This window comes from Kocuria sp. HSID16901, from assembly GCF_003989425.1.
GTDB classification, from domain to species: Bacteria; Actinomycetota; Actinomycetes; order Actinomycetales; family Micrococcaceae; genus Rothia; species Rothia massiliensis.
In genome coordinates this window covers 376,655-395,783 of record NZ_RBLM01000002.1, presented here as the reverse complement: position 1 = coordinate 395,783, position 19,129 = coordinate 376,655, and the positions used below count along the sequence as shown (strand labels likewise).

The window sequence follows — 19,129 nt, the reverse complement described above, 5'->3', positions numbered from 1 at the left end:
GTCCTTTCTCCATCATTGAATTTTACGCAGGCCGAGACGGGACAGGGCCTGATGCGCGTTCGAGCTGGAATTGATCACATGCTCGGTTTCCTCGCGAGTCCACCGCGCGGGGTCCTCCATAAGCCACCGGTGTCGCCGATCCGTTGCCGGGTCTGTGACCGTGAGGACATCCCACCCTGCGGAATCCACCTGGTGAGGCCAACGGCCCAAAATCTTGCCGCGGAGGTAAGCCCGAGTGTTTTCGGGAGGCTCGACGACGGCGTCGTCGATTGAGGCGTCGTCCACAAGGGTTTTCATGCGGCCCAAAGAGACCAACTTGGTGTACAGACTTTTCGAGGGCCGTAAATCGGCATATTGAAGGTCAAGTGCCTGAATCTTGGGATCGTCAAGACCGACACCGCGGCCTTCGTATTGCCGGATGAGAGCGTACTTGGCAACCCAATCCAAGCGGTTAGCCAACGACAACACATCGTTTTCCAAAGCCTCAAGAACATCGAACCAGAGGTCGAAGGTCCGCCGGGTTCGCTCGTCGTTCCATCCACGTTTTTCCGCCAACTGTTGGGCGGCCTCGGCATAAGCCCGTTGAATCTGTACGGCCGTCATTCGACGTCCGTCCTTGAGCGTCAGGAGTCGCTCCAACGTCAGGTCATGACTTGTCTCGATCATGGCCTGCACCGGGTTTGCCAACGTGAGGTCCGGCACCTCGTCGTGCTCGATGAGCGTCAGCACGGCGGCCGCGCTCGCCAGTTTAAGGAGTGTCGAAGTATGAGACAGGTTCGAATCTCCCGTAATCACGTGGAGGCGACGGAAGCGCTCGGGATCCGCGTGAGGTTCGTCCCGGGTGTTGACGAGCGGCCGGCGGATGGTGGTTTCCAAGCCGATCTCTCGCTCGAAGAAGTCGGCCCGTTGGCTGATCTGAAAGCCAGGCCTCACATGATTCGCGCCGATGCCCGCACGGCCGGCGCCCGTGATGACTTGACGCGTCGCGAAATACGGCAAGAGATGACGCGCGAGTTTCTGAAAATTCAGGGATCTGGGAACTAGGTAATTTTCGTGAGCGCCGTAAGAGACGGACTTATTATCCGTGTTGTTCTTGTAGAGGTGGATGGCCTCTGGCCACGACTCGGCGTACCTGCGTCCGACTGACGTGGCCGCCGCAGCAGCGATGCGATCGCCTGCGAGGTCCCAAATCGTCGCGTCCCAGGGATTTGTGGTCTCCGGCGCGGAATATTCAGGATGCGCATGGTCCACGTAAAAACGGGCCCCATTAGGCAACACGCGGTTCATCACGGCACGGTCCCAGAATGATCGGTTCACCATGCTCGGGGAATCATCCAGAACCTCCCGAGCGATGTCTTCGCTGGTCAATACGTGACCTTGATGGGTCAGCTGACTCGGGTGTGCTTCCGATTGCCCCATCTGGAACCCACGGGCGTCTTCCAACGGCGATTCGGAGGCATAATCCCACCCGGATTCGGCGGCCGCATGGGGGTAGCTGTCGACCACCAAGGTCGACAGCACCGAATCATTGGCTCCAGGGTTGTCCGGGCAGATGATGCCGAATTCCGTTTCGGTGCCCATGGCACGTTCGAAGATCATGAAATTCCTCGTTCAGAGTGGCTGGCCTCCAGGCTTCCGCTAGGAAATTCAATGCCTGAGAGCGGAACCGAATGCCCAATTCGTCCCAGCCAATCTTCAACGTCGCCTCGTGATGCGGAATCACGCTGTTGCAAGAATTCCGTCCGGGCGCTCTCCACGAGATGCTCGACGCTCAAACCCTTCACCTCATCGTCCAGGAAGGATTTGATGGCGAGTTTTTTGGCACGATCCACGATGTTGTGGATCAAGGCACCCGAGAGGAAATCCGACCAATATGCGGGGATTCGCCGGCCATCGACCAAGACGGCGTCCAAGTACCGATGCTCTTCGTCCCGGGTGAAGATGTCGGCCACCACCGTTTCGATCATGGATGCAGCCAGTGCATTTCGGTCGCCACCGTACTTCGAGACGTCGTCCGCACGAAGCGGCAGCTCGGAGTGCACATAGAGTCCAAAGATCTCGCCGGTGCCTTGGTAATCGGGCCTATCGATGCGAACCTTGACATCCAGTCGACCGGGCCGAAGCACGGCAGGGTCGATCATGTCTTCGCGGTTAGTGGCGCCGATGACGATGACGTTGTCCAACGACTCGACGCCGTCGATCTCGGCGAGGAGCTGAGGAACGATGGTCGTTTCCACGTCGGAAGATTTGCCCGCACCACGCGTTCGGAACAACGATTCCATCTCGTCGAAGAAGATGACGACGGGGTTTCCTGCCGTAGCCTTATCCCGTGCGCGGGCAAAGATGGCGCGGATCTGTCGCTCGGTTTCACCGACGAATTTGTCGAGCAATTCCGGGCCCTTGATGTTGAGGAAGTATCCGCGCAATGTGCCGTCTTGCGCGTCACCGGTCATCCGATCGGCCAGGGACTTGGCCACGGCCTTAGCGATCAAGGTCTTGCCGTTTCCGGGAGGACCATAGAGAAGAATGCCCTTCGGCGGCTTGAGATCGTGCTCTCGATACAGCTCCGGGTACAAGAACGGAAGTTCGACGGCGTCGCGGATCTGTTCGATCTGAGGCGTCAGGCCACCGATGTCCTCGTAGGAAACATTCGGAGTATCTTCCAGCACCAGGTCTTCGGCGTCGGATTTAGGCACGAGCGACAGCGCGATGCCACTGGCCGAATCGAAGGAGACGGCGTCGCCAATCTTGACCTCGGATTCGACCAACTGTCCCGAACGCAGGGCGACGACTTGGTTATTCGAACCGGTCCCCAACACCAAACGGTCGGAACCCAAAATCTCCCGGACGCTCGCAATCTCACCGGTTTCGCGATATCCGACGCAGGCGCATGCCCCGACGGTTTCTGTCAGCAATACGGTCATGCCGACTTTGACCTCATCGAGCGATAGCACAGGGCTCACCGGGATCCTGATCCGGCGCCCGCCCATCACCACGTCCAGGCTGGCTTGGGTCGATACGAGCGGGGCGACGTCGTCGTTCATGGAAGACGACGAGATATTGCGGTGATTGACCCGGACCACTTGGGCCTGGTTCATGGGAGCTTCGAGATCTTGAGCGATGGCCTGCTTGAGACGCTGAATATCGCTACGTGCCCCTTCCAGGGTACGGACCAATTTGTCGTTGCGTAACGTTGATTCCTTCAACTGTTTATTGAGGTTCAAGCGTTGGTCGCGCAAGACATTGAGCTGCCGGAGGGTCATCTCGTGGTCGCGCGGGTTGATCGTGGATTCAGATTCGGCCATGAATCCATGTTCTCACCGCGGCGACGTTACTGACCACTAGTGTCCGCATCGTGTCCGGAGCGTGCGGCGTTCTGCGCTTGCCGTTGGGCATCGCGTCCGGCACGGCGCAGTTTACGGTCTGAGACGTTCCGCTCGCCCAACGACATCGGAGTCCATGCATTCATGTCTTCTTCGGTGAAATCTGACTTCGAGGCTCGTCGCTTGGGAGCCAGGCGTTGCGCACCATCGGCGAGTCTGCGAGCCGAGATGAGGAATCCTGTGTGTGCGACCATGCGGTGGTCGGGCCGGACGGCGAGTCCTTCGACGTGCCATCCGCGCACCATAGTCTCGAAGGATTCGGGTTCGGTGAAGCGACCATCCGCGCGCAATGCCTCCGCAACGCGAGATAGCTGCGTCACCGTAGCTACGTAGCACATGATCACGCCGCCCGGAGCGAGAGCGGTCGCGACGGCGGATACGCACTCCCAGGGGGCGAGCATATCCAAGATCGCGCGATCAACGGTGCCCGGCGCTTCAAACTCCCCCAGTTGTTCAGCGAGGTCGCCAAGGGTGAGTTCCCACGCGGGATGGGGGCCGCCAAACATCGTTTCGACATTGCCGGCAGCAATATCGGCAAATTCCTCACGACGTTCGAAGGAACGCAAATGACCGGAATCGCCGATGGCGCGGAGCAAGGAAATGCTCAAAGCCCCGGAACCAACACCGGCTTCGATCACCCTCGCCCCCGGAAAGACATCCGCCATCGTGATGATCTGGCCGGCATCCTTCGGATAGACCACGGCGGCGCCGCGAGGCATCGACAGAACGAAGTCCTTGAGTAACGGGCGCAGCGCTTGATACTGGAACCCGACGGAATTGGAGATGACGGTTCCTTCGGGCTTGCCAATCAAATCGTCGTGAAGCAGAACCCCTCGGTGGGTGTGGAATTCACCACCTTCCACCAAGGTTATGGTGTTCATGCGACGGCGTTCGTCCGTGAGCTGCACCCGTTCACCTGCGCGGAAGGGGCCCCTGCGGTTTTGCGCGCCGGTTACGGACGTTGGCCGATGCTCCGATGATTCTGAGGCCATGAAAGTGCGACTCCTGACGATTCACGATCGAAATTGATTCGCGCACCATTCTCGCACGTTGGGCCGCGCTTCATGGACGCGCTGGGCATCAGTCGCGCTGGCTACATCGAACCGCTTCGATCACATCGGATTCAAAGAGCACTGTGGGCTGCCCGTCCCACGACTTCACAGGCCAGATGCGCCCCGGCAATTGAGCCACAAAGGACATCAGGGCGTGCCCCTGGAGACCCTCAGGCACCGGGCGGTCCCACGTCGCTGAAACCATGAGTCCTTCGGCACTGACGTCGTTGTCGCCAACGGCCGATGCCTCCGCCATGGCCGCGGCATCGACCACACCCCGTGCTTGACCCCGGTCGTCGGTGACCAGGTAAACCCCTCGGGGATCTTCGAGGGGCGGAAATGCGCTGAGACGGTCGGTGAGCCTGACGGCGGTGGTGGGTCTCGCCAGAGCCACGACGGAAATTCCGTCCACGGCCTGGCGCAGGTGGACATTTCGGAAGGCCTGCGAGGATCCGGAGATGACGATGAAGGCGACCATCATGGTTAAGACGATCATGCCCACGTTGTGCCACGTGCCCGAGAGTATGAGCCATGCGATGAGCCCCGCGGCGGCCAGGTAACCGACGACGCCGGCCGTCCTGGTCCCCGTGTCTCGGTTCTTCGTCACTTTCCACGCCAAGGCCTCTACTGCATAGCCGCCATCGAGGGGAATACCCGGTAGGAGGTTGAACAGACCCACAAATCCGTTCGATGTGGTGATGAGATATAGAACCAAGGCCGGCCAGCCCGTCCAATCGAGGCCGGCCAGGAGTCCCCACCCGATGCCGGCCAGAACGAGATTCGCCACGGGGCCAGCAAGCGAGACGATGGCGGAACGCCCCGCGGTGGCATGAGATGACCTAAAGGTCGTGTGGCCGCCCATCAAGGTCAGGTTGATGCCAGAGACCGACCAACCGAACCCCTTGGCCGTCAATCCGTGGCTGAGTTCATGAATGAGCACGGAGATCGCGAGGAGCACGGCAAAGGCAAAAGCCGCCAGGTATGCTCCAGGGCCAAGCCAGACGAAACGTTGCGAGAGGTAGCTTCCGTAGCCGGCGATGATCAGGATGGTCAGGAGAAACCAGGACCTCGAGAGTCGGACCGGAATTCCCGCGATCCGGCCGATGAGATAACCTTCATGACCGTTCATGGAACCTCAGAGGGTGACGCCCAAGCGGGCTTCGACGACGCGTGCCACTTCACGGCGGTCTCCAGCGGGGCCTCCGGCCTCCACCTGGGACACCCACTCGTCGAGGGCGCGAAGTGCTTTCGGAGCGTCAAGATCCTGAGCTAAAGCCTGACGTACCGCCGTGATGACGGCATCGCTAGAGCGCGTGTCGTCGTCGGTGGGGTCGGCCGTCATGACGCGCCGCCAAACCTGAATCCTTGCCTCAGACTCGTCCAGAAGCTCCTGTGTCCAGGACCAATCGGTGCGATAGTGGTTCGCCAAAATGGCCAATCGGATTGCTGACGGGTCGACGCCTCGCTCGCGAAGTCGAGAAACGAGCACGAGGTTTCCCTTCGATTTACTCATTTTCTCGCCGTCGAGTCCCACCATGCCGGTATGCACGTAGTGTTCTGCCATGCGATTCTTCGACATCGCATAGGCATGCCCTGCACCCATCTCGTGGTGTGGGAAACGTAGGTCGTTGCCTCCGCCCTGGACCGTGTAGGGCATCCCAAGAAAGCGTTCGGCAATAACGGTGCATTCGATGTGCCAACCGGGGCGGCCGGGCCCAAGAGAACCTCCGTCCCAGGACGGCTCGCCCTCACGATGAGCGCGCCATAAGAGTGCGTCGAAGGGATCCTTCTTGCCTGGTCGCTCTGGGTCTCCCCCGCGTTCGGCAAAGAGCGGTCCCATTTCTCGTTCGGAGTAGTTGGATACGTACCCCAGATACCAGCGAGCCGGCTCATGTTCCGTATCGGCGGCCGCGCGTACGTCGAAGTAGACGTCGCCGTCCGGATGCTCCACGTCGTCGTCGTCGGTATATCCGCTGGCCCGGTATGCCAAGCCGTCCTCGATCATCCGCTCTACCCACGGAACGATCCAATCGACCGACTCCGTGGCTCCAATGTAGTGATTCGGAGGGATGACGTTGAGTGCCTCCATGTCTGAACGGAAAAGATCCGTTTGCTCTTCCGCGAGAGCCTCCCAGGAGACGCCGGTCTGTTCCGCTCGTTCCAAGAGCGGGTCATCCACGTCAGTCACGTTTTGGACAAACGAGACGTCGTATCCCGCATCGATCCAGGCCCGATTCAGCAGATCGAAGGTCACGTACGTGGCGGCATGTCCCATGTGCGTTGCGTCGTACGGAGTAATTCCGCACACGTACAGGGAGGCCGACTCGCGGTCTTCGGGAAGCTTCACGATCTCATGGAGCCGTGAGTCGAATACCGACGGCACAGGGCCGGCGGTCTGAAGATCAGGAATGTGCGGTGCGGACCACGTACGCATGGACGCCTTTCGACGGGAGCGGGCGGGAAGATTTATGCGGCGATGACGCCAGTGCCGAGCAAAACGAAGACGAGCAGACCGACGGCGATTCGGTACCACACGAAGACGCTGTAGCTATGGCTCGAAATGAATTTCAGGAGCCAACCGATCATCACATAGCCCACGGCAAACGCGATAATTGTGGCCAAGATGGTGGGTCCGGCCGAATAGAAGGGGTCAAATCCGTCGGAGAGCGACTTGGCCAGCTTGTACAAACCGGAGAGGAAGACCGCGGGAATGGCCAACAGGAAGGAATAGCGTGTTGCGGCCTTTCGGGTATATCCCATGAAAAGACCGGTCATGATGGTGCCGCCCGAGCGCGAAACCCCGGGAATCAACGCGAGGGCCTGTCCCAATCCGTAGAGAACGCCGTGCTTGACGTTAAGGTCTTCGAGTTTCAGCTGTTCTTTTCCGATGCGGTCAGCGATGGCTAGGAAAACACCGAAAACGATGAGCATGGTCGCGGTGATCCATAGGCTACGGAATTCCGTGTCGATGTAGTCCTGAAGGAGCAGGCCCAACACACCGATCGGGATGGATCCGATGATGATGAACCAACCCATGCGAGCATCGGGGTCTTGCCGGCTGACCTTTCCTCGAAGGGAGAGAAACCAGCGAGAGATGATGCGCACAATGTCTCGCCAGAAGAACAAGATGACGGCGGTTTCCGTACCTAATTGGGTGATCGCGGTGAACGCGGCTCCCGGGTCATCCTTATGAGGCAGTAGCTGCCCCACGATGCTCACGTGCGCCGATGATGAGATCGGCAGGAACTCCGTCAGGCCCTGAACGAGGCCGAGAATAATTGCTTGTATCCATTCCACGCCTCGACTCTACATACTCATCTTCGGGCTTCTTCTCAGGCACCACACTTTGTGGGTGAAGTTACAGGCTACTCATTGTGACTTGTCAGCTGTTCGTTAAAGAAGAACGGCAGGAACTCCGTGATAGGAGTCCCTGCCGTCGTTCCAATCCGGCCGAGAGATTACCGAGAGGGAGTCTCGTCCTCGTCGTCCTCATCGAGATCCTCGAATTCGTCGTCTTCGTCCAGATCGTCGAGTTCGTCGTAGTCTTCTTCGTCCTCGTCGTCATCTTCCACGAAGACTTCCAGCGGGGTGACTTCGTTATACGCGACGTAGATGGCGTCCTCATATACCTCAAAGGCATCCGCGATACCGAGGTAAGCATTTTCCACGGCGGTGTCCTGCTCGCCGCGCTTGGCTGACAGGGCGGTCAGATGTTCCTCGAGAGCCTGAATGAGCGAATTGAGCGCGACGCGCGGTTCCGTAGTCATGCTCCTAAACTAGCCGACTTTTACGCCCGTGAAAACACCGATGGTTCGATCTAGCAGGGCAACTGTGAGACTTCACCTCGCTCAGAATCGAAGTCCGCTCATGGACTGTTCGAGAGCCTCCGCCGAACGGTGCAACTTGGCCAGTTCTTCATCGGACATCGGAACCTGCAAGCGTTCCCGGATGCCATTCCTATCTACGATGGAAGGAACGGACAGGGCAACCCCGCTCACGCCTCGGTAGTCTTCGAGGACGGTCGACACCGGAAGTACTGCGGCTTGATCGCCCAAGACGGCTTCGACGATGCGTGCGCCCGCAAGGCCGATGGCGTAGTTGGTGGACCCTTTGCCGTCGATCACTCGATAGGCGGCTTTCATTGCTTGCTCAGCCAGTTCGATGCGCCGTTCCTCCGGGAATAGTGGGTCACCGTTATCGTCGACCCACTCATCGATCGGAACTTGTCCGATATTGGCCTGGGACCACAGGGGAAATTCGGAATCTCCGTGCTCCCCCATGATCACCGCATGCACACTCGAGGTCGCGACGTTGGCTGCTTGACCGATGAGCAGCCGAAGCCGGGAGGTATCGATGACGGTTCCCGAAGAGAAGATGCGGTCGGCGGGCAGCCCTGAGATCTGCTGGGCGACGACAGTGAGGACGTCGCACGGATTCGTGACCAACATGTAGACGGCGTCGGGTGCTACCTCCAACAGTTGGGGCAACATGGTGGAGAGAATCTTGACGTTGGCATCGGCCAATTCGAGTCGAGTTTGTCCGGGCTTTTGCCTGGCCCCGGCGGTGATCACCACCATGTCGCTGTCGCGGAGAATCCCGAGGTCTCCGCTGCCGACAACGGGCGTACCACCGGCGAACAATGAACTGTGGGCGATATCCAGGGCTTCTGCTTCGGCTCGGGAGCCGTCAATGTCGTACAGGGCGATATTGCGAGCGGACCGGCGCATCATGGCGGCGTACGCCATGGCCGACCCCACTCCTCCTGCTCCGACAATGCCCAATTTCGAGGTGGTCCGGAAATCACTGGTCATGGTTACTGTCCTCTCTCCCAAGGCTCACGTGGTGGGGTCGACGCCCCAAAGTCATTTTCCCACAGCCGTGTCCGAATATGTGGGAATATTTGGGAATTTCGAGGTTAAATACCAATAGGCCCCGGCCGGAAACTTTCGTTCCGGCCGGGGCCTTTTCCCTGGTGCGCGAGGGGGGACTTGAACCCCCACCCTCTAATACGAGGACTAGCACCTCAAGCTAGCGCGTCTGCCTATTCCGCCACCCGCGCAGGTGATCTCGGGAGCGAGCTCCCGGGCAACGAGTAATAACTTACTGGATGCTCGACGGGCACGCAAATTCTCAAGCTCCGATCACCTGTGATGATCGGCACTTCCCGAGATCTTCGAAGCTACTCCGGGCGATTCCACGCGAATTCGAAGTTCTTCCGTGCCTTACGGCCAATTCCCCGAATGCGACGTCGTCCCTCAGGTGCGGCCCGATCCTTCCAAATCTCCACGGTGGACGGAAGGACTACGGGCGATCCAAATTCCACCGTCCATTGTCCGGGGCCTGCCGGGTCATCGGCCAGCTGCCCCAAGGCCCTGGAAGCGCAATACATTCCGTGGGCAATGGCACTGGGGAACCCAAACACTTTGGCCGAAGCAGCGCTGAGGTGGATCGGGTTTGCATCGCCCGAAACCTTGGCGTATTTGCGACCGGTTTCGGAAGGAAGTCTCCAGCGTCCGATGAGCCGAAATCCTTCACGAGGATCTTCTCGCCGCGTGGACTCCGCCTGCGAATCCTTGCGGACGGCGGTCTCGTCCTCTTGAGTGGTCTTGGCCTGCTTGGATAGATACAGGGACTCGTCACTGAAGGCCAGCTCGCCCTTGTCGTCCCAAATCTCAGAAAGAATGGTGACGGTCACTCCCCTGCGATGGGTCCCGAACTCTTTAACCCGGGACCGAATCTTGACCGTGCTGTCCACGGCGATGGGCCTCCGCTGCGTGACCTCATTCTTGAGGTGGATCAGGCCTAGCAGCCGGAGCGGAAACGTGCGACTCGTCATCACCTCTGTGGAGATCGGAAAGCTGATGGCGTGAAGGAATCCGCCGTGAGCGTCCTCCCCCGCAGGCGCATGCACGACGGCGCAAAAAGCAGCGTGCTTTTCGGCGTCGACCTTCACTCGACGCTCGGCTACTTCGAGCGCCTCGGGTGCAGGCATGGCATTGCGTGCCGGAGAATCCGACGAGCCGCGGCGATGCAGCTGCTTGTCGACGGCGGCCCCCAACTCTTTGACCAGGATCTGGCCGTAGAATTTAGCCGCGCCGGCCGAATCACCCTGTACGCTGGCTCCGCTCTTGGGCTTGAGGCTCTTGATGCTCGGAAATTTCATTAGGCACCCACCATCGACTGTCCGCACACGCGAAGGGTCTGACCGTTGATGCAACCGGCGGCGTCTGAGACCAGGAAGCCAACTGCCTGGGCAACATCCTCCGGCCGGCCGCCTTGCTGTAAGGAATTCAGCCGACGCGCGACCTCGCGAGTCACGGTTGGCATCGCCTTAGTCATGTCGGTCTCAATGAACCCGGGAGCCACCGCATTGATGGTTCCTCCGGCTTTCTGGAACTCCTGGGCCATGGCGGAGACCATGCCGATGATTCCAGCCTTCGACGCCGCGTAGTTCGTCTGCCCTCGGTTACCGGCGATGCCGCTCGTGGAGGCCAGGGAGACGACGTGCGGCGTCGAGCCGAGCACCCCAGAATCGAGTAGCTGCCGATTCATGGCCAACTGTGAGGCCAGATTGACGGCCAAAACCGATCCCCACTTGCTCTCATCCATATTCGCCAAAGTCTTATCCCGAGTGATACCGGCGTTGTGCACCACGATGTCCAACCGGCCGTAGTGCTGCTGAGCCGCCTCGGCGATACGCTGACCTGCCTTGGGATCCGTGATGTCGAGCTGAAGCGCTCGGCCGCCGACGCTATTGGCGACCTTGGTGAGCGCCTCGCCCGCCCCGGGGACGTCAACCAGAAGAATCTTCGCGCCATCGTCGCTCAGCCGGCGGACGATAGCTTCACCGATTCCTCGTGCGGCGCCGGTGACGACGGCAACCTTTCCCTCAACCGGATGATCGGCGTCGGACGGAGTCTCGGCATGGCCTGACCCCACGGTGAGGGGCTGACCGCTGACGTAGGCGGAACGCGAAGACAGGAAGAATCGCAATGGTCCGGTGACCGCGTCACTATGGGTCGCAGTTCCAGGGGCAATGCTTAGGAGATTGCAGGTCGCTCCTTTGCGCATCTCGTGGGCCAGGGAACGCATGAACCCCACGACACCTGCCTGGGTGGCAACGAGCTCCGGGGTGTCCCCCGACGTGCTGTCTCGACCTAGGACCAGGACCCGACCGGAGCTCCCAAGGCTACGGAGGGCAGAACCGACGGCCAGCGCCGGCCTTTGAAGGTCAGACGGCTGTGCCGCCGACGTGAAATCGACGATGATCGCGCCGTATCGCGTATGTGCCTCCGGGTGGCGTCGAACCTCGAGCCCCCAACCTAGAAGAGTCTCGGCGAGGTTGTCGGATGCGTCATCTCCGATGAGCAAGACCTTCTGATCCTTCAGCAGGTCTTGTCCCGGTTCGTAGCGGCGCAGCTCCACGGGTTGCGGTAAGCCGAGCGCCCCGGCGACCTTCTTGCCGAGGGTTGAATTAACGATTTGTGTGTAAGAATCCTTCATCGCGTTCTGAGCTTCCTCCTGAAGTCTATGGATGGACTAGTTGGCGGGCTTTTCGGCTTCGAGGATCATGGCGACGCCGAGTCCTCCCGCCGCGCAAACAGAAACGAGTCCGCGCTGGGTCTTGCCGGTTTCTGTGGCCTTCTCGTGAAGTTGCTTTGCCAGGGAGGCGACGATTCGTCCCCCGGTAGCGGCGAAGGGGTGGCCTGCTGCAAGCGATGAACCGTTCACATTCAGCTTGGACCGATCGATGGAACCCACGGCCTGGTCGCGACCGAGCTTTTCCCGGGCAAATGTCTCAGATTCCCAAGCCTTGAGATGGCACAGGACGGTGCCCGCGAAGGCCTCGTGAATTTCGTAAAAGTCAAAGTCTCCCAGACCGAGATGATTGCGTTCGATCAGCTGTGGCACCGCGTAGGCGGGGGCCATCAGTAGTCCCTCGTCGCCGTCGACGAAGTCCACGGCCGCGGCCTGTGCATCGACCACACGGGCCAGAGGTGTCATGTTGTGCTGATCTGCCCACTCCTGGCTGCCCAAAAGCACGGCCGATGCGCCGTCGGTCAATGGCGTCGAGTTACCTGCGGTCATGGTCGGTTCGCCGGGAAGGCTGCGACCGAAGGCCGGGTTCAGCTTCGCAAGCTTCTCCAGGGACGTATCCGGACGAAGATTGTTGTCCCTATTCAATCCGCGGAAGCCGGTCACCAGATCATCGAAGAATCCGCGATCGTAGGCGGCAGCAAGATTCTGGTGGCTCGTCAGGGCAAGCTCATCTTGGTCCTCTCTGCTGATCTCCCAGTCGGCAGTCGTAATGGCTTGATGCTCGCCCATGGAAAGTCCAGTGCGCGGTTCACCCGTTCCCGGGGCTTGCGGCTTGATATCGGCCGGGCGCAGGGAAGAAACGGCAGCGAGTCGTTGCTTGAGGGTTTTTGCCCGGGCTAGTTTGAGCAGTCCGCGGCGGAGTCCTTCAGAGACCACGATGGGCGCGTCGGAAGCGGAATCGACACCGCCGGCGATGGCAGAGTCCATCTGACCCAAACGAATCTTGTTGGTCAGTCCCCAGACTGTTTCCAAGCCGGTTGCGCACGCCTGCTGAACGTCGTAGGCGGGGGTTGATGATGAAAGGGCCGAGCCCAAGACGGCCTCACGCGTGAGGTTGAAATCCTTGGGGTGCTTGAGGACGGCGCCCGCCGCGATTTCGCCGATGTGCTCGCCAGCAAGGCCAAATCGAGCTGCCAATCCGTCAAACACACTCGTCAGCATGTCCACATTGCTGACCGAGGCATAGGCCCCGTGTGAACGTGCGAACGGAATGCGGTTACCACCGAGAACATAGGCCTGAGACATGGATCCTCCGGATCTAGAAGGTTATGGAACGACGGCGCAAAGCGCTGAATTTCGCTCGAGCGAGAAGCCGATTCCCACCGCATCGTCCCTTGTGACTGGGGTTACAAAAGTCAAGAGTACCTGATACTCTGCGTATCGTGAACACCAACGAGGCCGTCAAAACACGGAAAGATGCGTCCATCGAATCGTCCGCCCCCGATGGGCGCGCGACTCGATGGCAAACCCACCGTAAGGTGCGGCGTCGTCAGCTTCTTCGGGAAGCCCGGCACGCGATTCACAAAATCGGTCCACAAGCCTCTATGGAAGAGATCGCCGCCCATTCTGGGACGTCCAAGTCGGTCTACTACCGATACTTCACGGACAAAGCGGGTCTCAGCCAAGCATTGGGTGAATTTTTGCTGGCAAGCCTGGAACAGAAAATCGTCGAAGCGGCCGCCAACGGGTCATCCCCGGCGGATACCGTGCACCGGATGATTGACGCGTACCTCGTGATGGTTCAGCGTTCGCCGTCCATCCACGAATTTGTGACGTCTCATGCCGGATTGGGTTGGGCACGTCTGGATGGTGACGAAGCCCCGACGTCGTCACTGGGGCTCTTTGCCGATCACGTCGCTCACCTCTTGCTGGCCTCCTTGCGAAATGTTGCCCAGGAGAGTGGGGAACTTTCCTTACCGGACGACGTCTCGCTCGACTATTGGGCCCGAGCAGTGGTCGGGATGGTTCAATCCGTGATCGAAAAGTGGAGCCGCGCCTATGTCAAAGGGGAAGCCCCATCCCGCGAACAAACGGTGGATCAGCTCACCCAATGGATCCTCATGCCCTTAAAGGAGCACACATGACTCAGACTTCGGAACTCCCAGACCGCCACACCAACCCATCAGATTCAGGAGTAAACATGCCGCTGAACCCCACATCCTCCTTGACGGATGACGCCGCGGCGTCGCACCCGAAAGCGTCCAAAGGATCACCTGAAGGCACGTCTCAGGGCCCGCTGGACGAGGTGCAGGCCGTTCAAGGACCGGACACCGACGAGCGAATCGATATCGAGACGCTGCACGACAAGCTCATGGGCCCGTGGAAAGAGGTCCGTCAGAAGGTTCGGGATCTCATTGAAGATCCGGCGTTGCACAAGGTCGATACTCTCAGCTATCAGGATCACCGCGAACGCGTCCTGCAGCAGCTTCAGATCCTGGTCGAAAACCACGTCGTACATCGCGCCTATCCTGAGTACGTTGGCGGCGGCGAAGATCCCGGCGGAAATATCGCTGGGTTCGAAGAGCTCGTGGCGGCCGACCCCTCTCTGCAAATCAAGGCCGGCGTCCAATGGGGCCTCTTTGGTGCCGCCGTTCATCAACTCGGCACCGAGGAACACCACCGACGCTTCCTGCCAGGAATTATGAATTTGGATGTTCCCGGCGCCTTCGCGATGACCGAGATCGGCCACGGGTCTGACGTGGCCTCCATAGCGACCACGGCCACCTACGATCCCGACAGCGAAGAGTTTGTGATCAATACTCCGTTCAAATCGGCGTGGAAGGAATTTCTCGGTAATGCCGCTCAGCATGGCAAGGCGGCCGTGGTTTTTGCTCAGCTGATCACCGAGGGAGTCAACCATGGAGTCCACGCGTTCTACGTGCCGATTCGCGACGAAGACGGGGTGAATCTTCCCGGTATCCAGTCCGAAGACGACGGGCACAAGGGCGGCCTCAACGGAATCGATAATGGCCGGTTGGCTTTCGACCATGTCCGGATTCCCCGGACCAATCTGCTCAATCGCTATGGGGACGTTGCCGACGACGGGACCTACTCCTCCCCCATTGATTCTCCAGGTCGCCGATTCTTCACGATGCTCGGAACACTCGTTCAAGGCCGCGTGAGCCTGGACGGCTCGTCCGTCAATGCCTCCAAGATCGCGTTGAGCATCGCCATCCGATACGCATATGAGAGGCGTCAGTTCTCCGCGGGCGGAGAGACCGAAGCAACGCTCATGAGCTATCAGCTCCATCGGCGTCGGCTTTTGCCTCTGTTGGCCCGCACTTACGCCCAGGCCTTTGCCCATCACGGATTGCTATCGACCTTTGATGATGTCTTCTCGGGCAGAGAGGACACGCCGGAAAATCGTGCGGAATTGGAGACCTTGGCGGCGTCGCTCAAGCCACTGTCTACGTGGGGTGCTTTGGAGACCCTGCAGGAGTGCCGTGAAGCTACCGGCGGTGCAGGCTTCATGACCAAGAACCGTTTCACGTCGCTCTACCAAGACCTGGATGTTTATGCGACGTTCGAGGGTGACAACCACGTGCTTTTGCAGCTGGTGGCTAAGCGCTTGTTGGGTGACTACTCGAAGGAATTCGCGGGGCTCGACGTCGGAACGATCACCAAATATGTGTCCTCTCGCGCGGAAGACCTTGCATTCAATCGCACGGGACTTCGGAGCGTTGCCCAGCTCATTCACGATACGGGTACTCAGAAAAAGTCGGCCAAGGCCCTCAAGGACCCCAAGTGGCAGCGTGAACTCATGCAGGATCGCGTGCACACCATGGTCTCAGAGGCCGCCGAGGCGCTCCGGCCGGCACGAAAGATGTCGGCCACCGATGCGACCAAGGTCTTTAACAGCCAACAGGTTAAGTTGATCGATGCCGCCCGTTCGCACGGTGAACTCCTCGCGTGGGAAGCCATGAGCGACGTCGTCGATTCCTTGGACGGAAAAACCCACGAAGTCATGACCTGGTTGCGAGATTTGTACGGTCTCACGCTGATCCACAAGAATTTGGGGTGGTACGTGTCCTACGGCCTCATCTCCACGCAACGCGGTCGGGCGCTGGAGGAGTACATCAATCGGCTCCTCGACAAAATCGAGCCCTATTCCTTGCAACTCGTGGAAGGCTTTGGCTGGACCCAGGCACATCTCCGCGCCGAAATTTCCAGTGGTCTGGAAGAGGTGCGACAGGCTGACGCTGCGGAATACTTCCGAAAACTACGGGCCTCGTCGGATGCTCCGGTGGATGAAAAGACGCTGATGAAGATGAAGTCGTCTGGTTCGGGCAAACGCCGTTAGGCACGGAGAGATCGCTGCTGAGCATAGCGACATGACAAGGGGCGGACGCACGGAAAATGACCGTGCTTCCGCCCCTTATCCGCTTGTGCGTCCGAGAGTTACAAGGTAAAACTCCTATACTCTGTGGTGTGCGTAACGATAATTTGACCTTTGATGAAGCCCAGAACCGATCCGCGCTCCTTGAGATGGATCGGTACGACGTCCACGTGGACTTGACGTACGCAGCCGATCCGACGATGGAGTCTTTTCCCGTTAAGGCGACCATCACCTTTTCGGCCGACGTCACCGGCCCGGAATCAGCGTCGACCTTCATCGAGTACATCCACCACAGCGTCGACTCGGTGACTTTGAACGAGCAGCGTTTGGACCTGACGCAGGTGGTCCATGGCAGTCGCATTGAGCTACCTGATCTTGCGCCGACAAATACGCTCGTGATTCACGGTCGTTCGCTGTACTCCCGTTCCGGGGAAGGGTTACATCGGTTTATCGATCCTCAGGATCATCGCACGTACCTCTATACGCAATACGAGCCATCCGATGCTCGCCGTGTATTTCCCACCTTTGAGCAGCCGGACCTCAAGGCGAATTTCTCTTTCACCGTCACGGCCCCGAGCGACTGGGTCGTCGCGTCGAATACCGAGATTGTGGCGACCGAAGACGACCCCGTACTCGAGGGGGTTTCGCGACGGCGCTTCGCACCGACTCAACGCATGTCGACGTACATCACGACCTTGCTCGCCGGTCAGTACCACGCGGTGAGCTCCTTGTATCGACGAAGCGGGTCGGATTCAGGGGTCACGCCCATGACCCTGTATTGCCGGCAATCGATGGCCGAGTCCATGGACTCGGAAAATATCTTCGACCTAGTTCGGCATGGCCTCGATTTCTTCCAGGATCTTTTTGACTACCCGTATCCGTGGGGCAAATACGATCAGGCCTTCGTCCCGGAATACAACCTGGGTGCGATGGAGAATCCCGGATTGGTGACCTTCACGGAGTCGTATCTCTTTCCCGAGGGGTCGACGGTGGCGCAACGTGAAGGCCGAGCCGATGTCATCATGCACGAAATGTCGCACATGTGGTTTGGAGACCTCGTGACCATGCGGTGGTGGTCCGATTTGTGGCTCAAGGAGTCTTTCGCCGAATTCATGGGTTCCTTGGCCGCAGAACGGGTCGGAGGCTACGAGGAAGCGTGGGTGACGTTCGCCAATCGTCGGAAAGCCTGGGCGTATACGCAGGATCAATATTCGACCACGCACCCGATCGTCGCCGATATCCCCGATGTTGAGGCGGCCAAACAAAACTTCGACGGCATCACCTATGCCAAGGGCGCTTCGGTGCTCAAGCAACTGGTCGCATACGTAGGCTTCGAACAATTCATTCAGGCGGCCCGCGTCTATTTCAAGCGACATCAATTCGGGACTGCGGAGCTCTCGGATTTCTTAGCGGTCCTCAGTGAGGCCTGCGGCCGCGATCTGAGTGAGTGGGCCCGGGCCTGGTTGCAAACGGCCGGTGTCACCCACTTGACGTACAGCGCCCAACGTTCAGAACTCGCGCAAACCTTCCCCGATGAGGCTTCGCAGGCTATCGGTCGCCCCCATGTGCTCAATCTCGCGACATTCTCTTTGGACGCCGGCTCCCTGCAGCGAACCCAGGTGGTTCCCTGCGAGGTATCCGCGGGTGCCGAGAGCATGTCGACGACCGTATCTCTGGACGTCTCTCCCGCCAGCGACGCCGAGAGCATCGTTGTGGTCAATCAGGATGATCAGACATATGCCTTAGCCCTGCTGGCCGAGTCCGATGTCGAGACAGCGCTGGAGTATGGACATACGATCAGTGATCCGTTGGACCGGGGCGTCTTGGGCAGCTCGTTGTGGAACATGGTTCGGCTGGGCCAGGTCGATCCTCGCCGTTACCTCGAGCATGTGGGCCGGGGACTCAGCCGCGAAAATTCCCCTACCCTGCTGGACACCCTACTGATCCATGCGGGTACGGCACTGCGGTCGTATGTCCCTGAACCGGAACGGACGTCACAGCTCGAGTCCTTGGCCGCACACCTGCGGGACGGCTTGGCATCGGTAGAGGAAGGAAGCGACCAGCAACGAGTTCTGTTACAGCACAGCCTTGTCTTGGGCCGTGAATCTGGAGCGCTGGCCGACATTGCCTACGAGCTCCTGGACTGGGCGACAACCCATCCGGGCACCCCGTGGCGAGGCCTGACATTGGGAGACCAGATCCAGTGGCTGGCTCGGACGGCGCTTGCCGCTCACGGTCGTCTCACCCGTACCGCCCTCGAAGAGTCCTATGCAGCAAACCCCAGCCAGTACGCCGCCATCGGTCACGCGCGTTCGTCAGCCGCCTTGCCGAGCACAGACGAGAAGGCTCTGGCTTGGGAAAGGATCTTCGGCGAGGATCTCTCCAACGACCTACTGTCGGCGACGGCAGTGGGCTTAATGACCGGCGACCCAGCTCTGAGGCAAGGGCAAGGGGCTCGGTACTTCGACGGACTCGGCGCGGTCTGGGCAGACCACTCGATCGGTATGGCGACCCGAATTGTCAGGGGCCTGTTCCCCACCGTGGACGACGACGTCGACCCCGTGGCTGCAACCCAGGAATGGCTCGCAGATCATCCTGACGCGCCCCGGGCCTTGCGCCGTGAACTGACCGAACGTTCTGAGGACGCGACCAGGGCGTCGCGCATACGCGATCTATGGTCCAAAATTTAAAGAACCTGATGTGGCACCCTGATGATCCGCGGGACGGCGAGGAACACGACCGTAAGATTCGCCGCGATT

The 19,129-nt window shown here is 59.6% G+C and carries 14 protein-coding genes and 1 tRNA gene; 3 read left to right on the top strand and 12 right to left on the bottom strand.

Features of this window, described 5'->3' with window-relative positions; translation table 11 throughout:
- Positions 1–12: 12 nt before the first annotated feature.
- The 12 genes from dop to D8M21_RS03935 form a co-directional block, all read right to left on the bottom strand.
- Complete coding sequence (dop, locus tag D8M21_RS03990) at positions 13–1,599, bottom strand: depupylase/deamidase Dop (protein WP_053089919.1); 1,587 nt, start codon at positions 1,597–1,599, stop codon at positions 13–15.
- Entirely contained in the window at positions 1,596–3,305 is a 1,710-nt protein-coding gene (gene arc / locus D8M21_RS03985) for a proteasome ATPase (RefSeq protein WP_053089918.1), read from the bottom strand. The genes dop and arc overlap by 4 nt, the downstream gene beginning before the upstream one ends.
- Positions 3,306–3,331: 26 nt before the next feature.
- Positions 3,332–4,375 carry a tRNA (adenine-N1)-methyltransferase gene (locus tag D8M21_RS03980; RefSeq protein ID WP_048678300.1) on the bottom strand — a complete coding sequence of 348 codons (1,044 nt, stop codon included), beginning with the start codon at positions 4,373–4,375 and terminating at the stop codon, positions 3,332–3,334.
- Between the two features lie 88 nt (positions 4,376–4,463).
- Positions 4,464–5,564, bottom strand: a complete 1,101-nt coding sequence (locus D8M21_RS03975; protein ID WP_048678299.1) for a site-2 protease family protein — start codon at positions 5,562–5,564, stop codon at positions 4,464–4,466.
- 6 nt (positions 5,565–5,570) lie between these two features.
- A complete protein-coding gene (mshC, locus tag D8M21_RS03970) occupies positions 5,571–6,869 on the bottom strand; it encodes a cysteine--1-D-myo-inosityl 2-amino-2-deoxy-alpha-D-glucopyranoside ligase (protein WP_048678297.1) in 1,299 nt (432 codons plus the stop codon).
- A gap of 32 nt (positions 6,870–6,901) precedes the next feature.
- Positions 6,902–7,732: an undecaprenyl-diphosphate phosphatase gene (locus tag D8M21_RS03965; protein ID WP_048678295.1), complete on the bottom strand. Its 831-nt coding sequence runs from the start codon at positions 7,730–7,732 to the stop codon at positions 6,902–6,904.
- Between the two features lie 161 nt (positions 7,733–7,893).
- Positions 7,894–8,202 (bottom strand): hypothetical protein, encoded by a 309-nt coding sequence (locus tag D8M21_RS03960; RefSeq protein WP_048678293.1) that lies wholly within the window; start codon positions 8,200–8,202, stop codon positions 7,894–7,896.
- Positions 8,203–8,283: 81 nt separating this feature from the next.
- Positions 8,284–9,246, bottom strand: coding sequence for an L-lactate dehydrogenase (locus tag D8M21_RS03955; RefSeq protein ID WP_048678291.1), 963 nt, complete (start codon positions 9,244–9,246; stop codon positions 8,284–8,286).
- Positions 9,247–9,405: 159 nt separating this feature from the next.
- Positions 9,406–9,494 (bottom strand) — tRNA-Leu (locus D8M21_RS03950).
- Positions 9,495–9,614: 120 nt separating this feature from the next.
- Complete coding sequence (locus tag D8M21_RS03945; protein ID WP_126855666.1) at positions 9,615–10,598, bottom strand: MaoC/PaaZ C-terminal domain-containing protein; 984 nt, start codon at positions 10,596–10,598, stop codon at positions 9,615–9,617.
- Positions 10,598–11,938 (bottom strand): 3-oxoacyl-ACP reductase, encoded by a 1,341-nt coding sequence (locus D8M21_RS03940; protein WP_048678288.1) that lies wholly within the window; start codon positions 11,936–11,938, stop codon positions 10,598–10,600. The genes D8M21_RS03945 and D8M21_RS03940 overlap by 1 nt, the downstream gene beginning before the upstream one ends.
- A gap of 36 nt (positions 11,939–11,974) precedes the next feature.
- Positions 11,975–13,279, bottom strand: coding sequence for an acetyl-CoA C-acetyltransferase (locus D8M21_RS03935; RefSeq protein WP_048678287.1), 1,305 nt, complete (start codon positions 13,277–13,279; stop codon positions 11,975–11,977).
- Between the two features lie 137 nt (positions 13,280–13,416).
- On the opposite strand from D8M21_RS03935, the gene D8M21_RS03930 reads away from it, so the two are divergent.
- The 3 genes from D8M21_RS03930 (at position 13,417) to pepN (ending at position 19,060) form a co-directional block, all read left to right on the top strand.
- Complete coding sequence (locus D8M21_RS03930; RefSeq protein ID WP_048678285.1) at positions 13,417–14,118, top strand: TetR/AcrR family transcriptional regulator; 702 nt, start codon at positions 13,417–13,419, stop codon at positions 14,116–14,118.
- Positions 14,119–14,174: 56 nt separating this feature from the next.
- Positions 14,175–16,334, top strand: coding sequence for an acyl-CoA dehydrogenase family protein (locus D8M21_RS03925; protein ID WP_053089917.1), 2,160 nt, complete (start codon positions 14,175–14,177; stop codon positions 16,332–16,334).
- Positions 16,335–16,462: 128 nt separating this feature from the next.
- A complete protein-coding gene (gene pepN, locus D8M21_RS03920; protein ID WP_048678283.1) occupies positions 16,463–19,060 on the top strand; it encodes an aminopeptidase N in 2,598 nt (865 codons plus the stop codon).
- Positions 19,061–19,129: the final 69 nt, after the last annotated feature.

Excerpts from the sequence above, each read along its gene's own strand:
- dop (WP_053089919.1), bottom strand. The coding sequence starts at position 1,599 with ATGATCTTCGAACGTGCCATGGGCACCGAAACGGAATTCGGCATCATC.
- D8M21_RS03955 (WP_048678291.1), bottom strand. The coding sequence starts at position 9,246 with ATGACCAGTGATTTCCGGACCACCTCGAAATTGGGCATTGTCGGAGCA.
- D8M21_RS03980 (WP_048678300.1), bottom strand. The coding sequence starts at position 4,375 with ATGGCCTCAGAATCATCGGAGCATCGGCCAACGTCCGTAACCGGCGCG.
- D8M21_RS03925 (WP_053089917.1), top strand. The coding sequence starts at position 14,175 with ATGCCGCTGAACCCCACATCCTCCTTGACGGATGACGCCGCGGCGTCG.
- D8M21_RS03945 (WP_126855666.1), bottom strand. The coding sequence starts at position 10,598 with ATGAAATTTCCGAGCATCAAGAGCCTCAAGCCCAAGAGCGGAGCCAGC.
- mshC (WP_048678297.1), bottom strand. The coding sequence starts at position 6,869 with ATGCGTACGTGGTCCGCACCGCACATTCCTGATCTTCAGACCGCCGGC.
- D8M21_RS03935 (WP_048678287.1), bottom strand. The coding sequence starts at position 13,279 with ATGTCTCAGGCCTATGTTCTCGGTGGTAACCGCATTCCGTTCGCACGT.
- D8M21_RS03975 (WP_048678299.1), bottom strand. The coding sequence starts at position 5,564 with ATGAACGGTCATGAAGGTTATCTCATCGGCCGGATCGCGGGAATTCCG.
- arc (WP_053089918.1), bottom strand. The coding sequence starts at position 3,305 with ATGGCCGAATCTGAATCCACGATCAACCCGCGCGACCACGAGATGACC.
- D8M21_RS03960 (WP_048678293.1), bottom strand. The coding sequence starts at position 8,202 with ATGACTACGGAACCGCGCGTCGCGCTCAATTCGCTCATTCAGGCTCTC.
- D8M21_RS03940 (WP_048678288.1), bottom strand. The coding sequence starts at position 11,938 with ATGAAGGATTCTTACACACAAATCGTTAATTCAACCCTCGGCAAGAAG.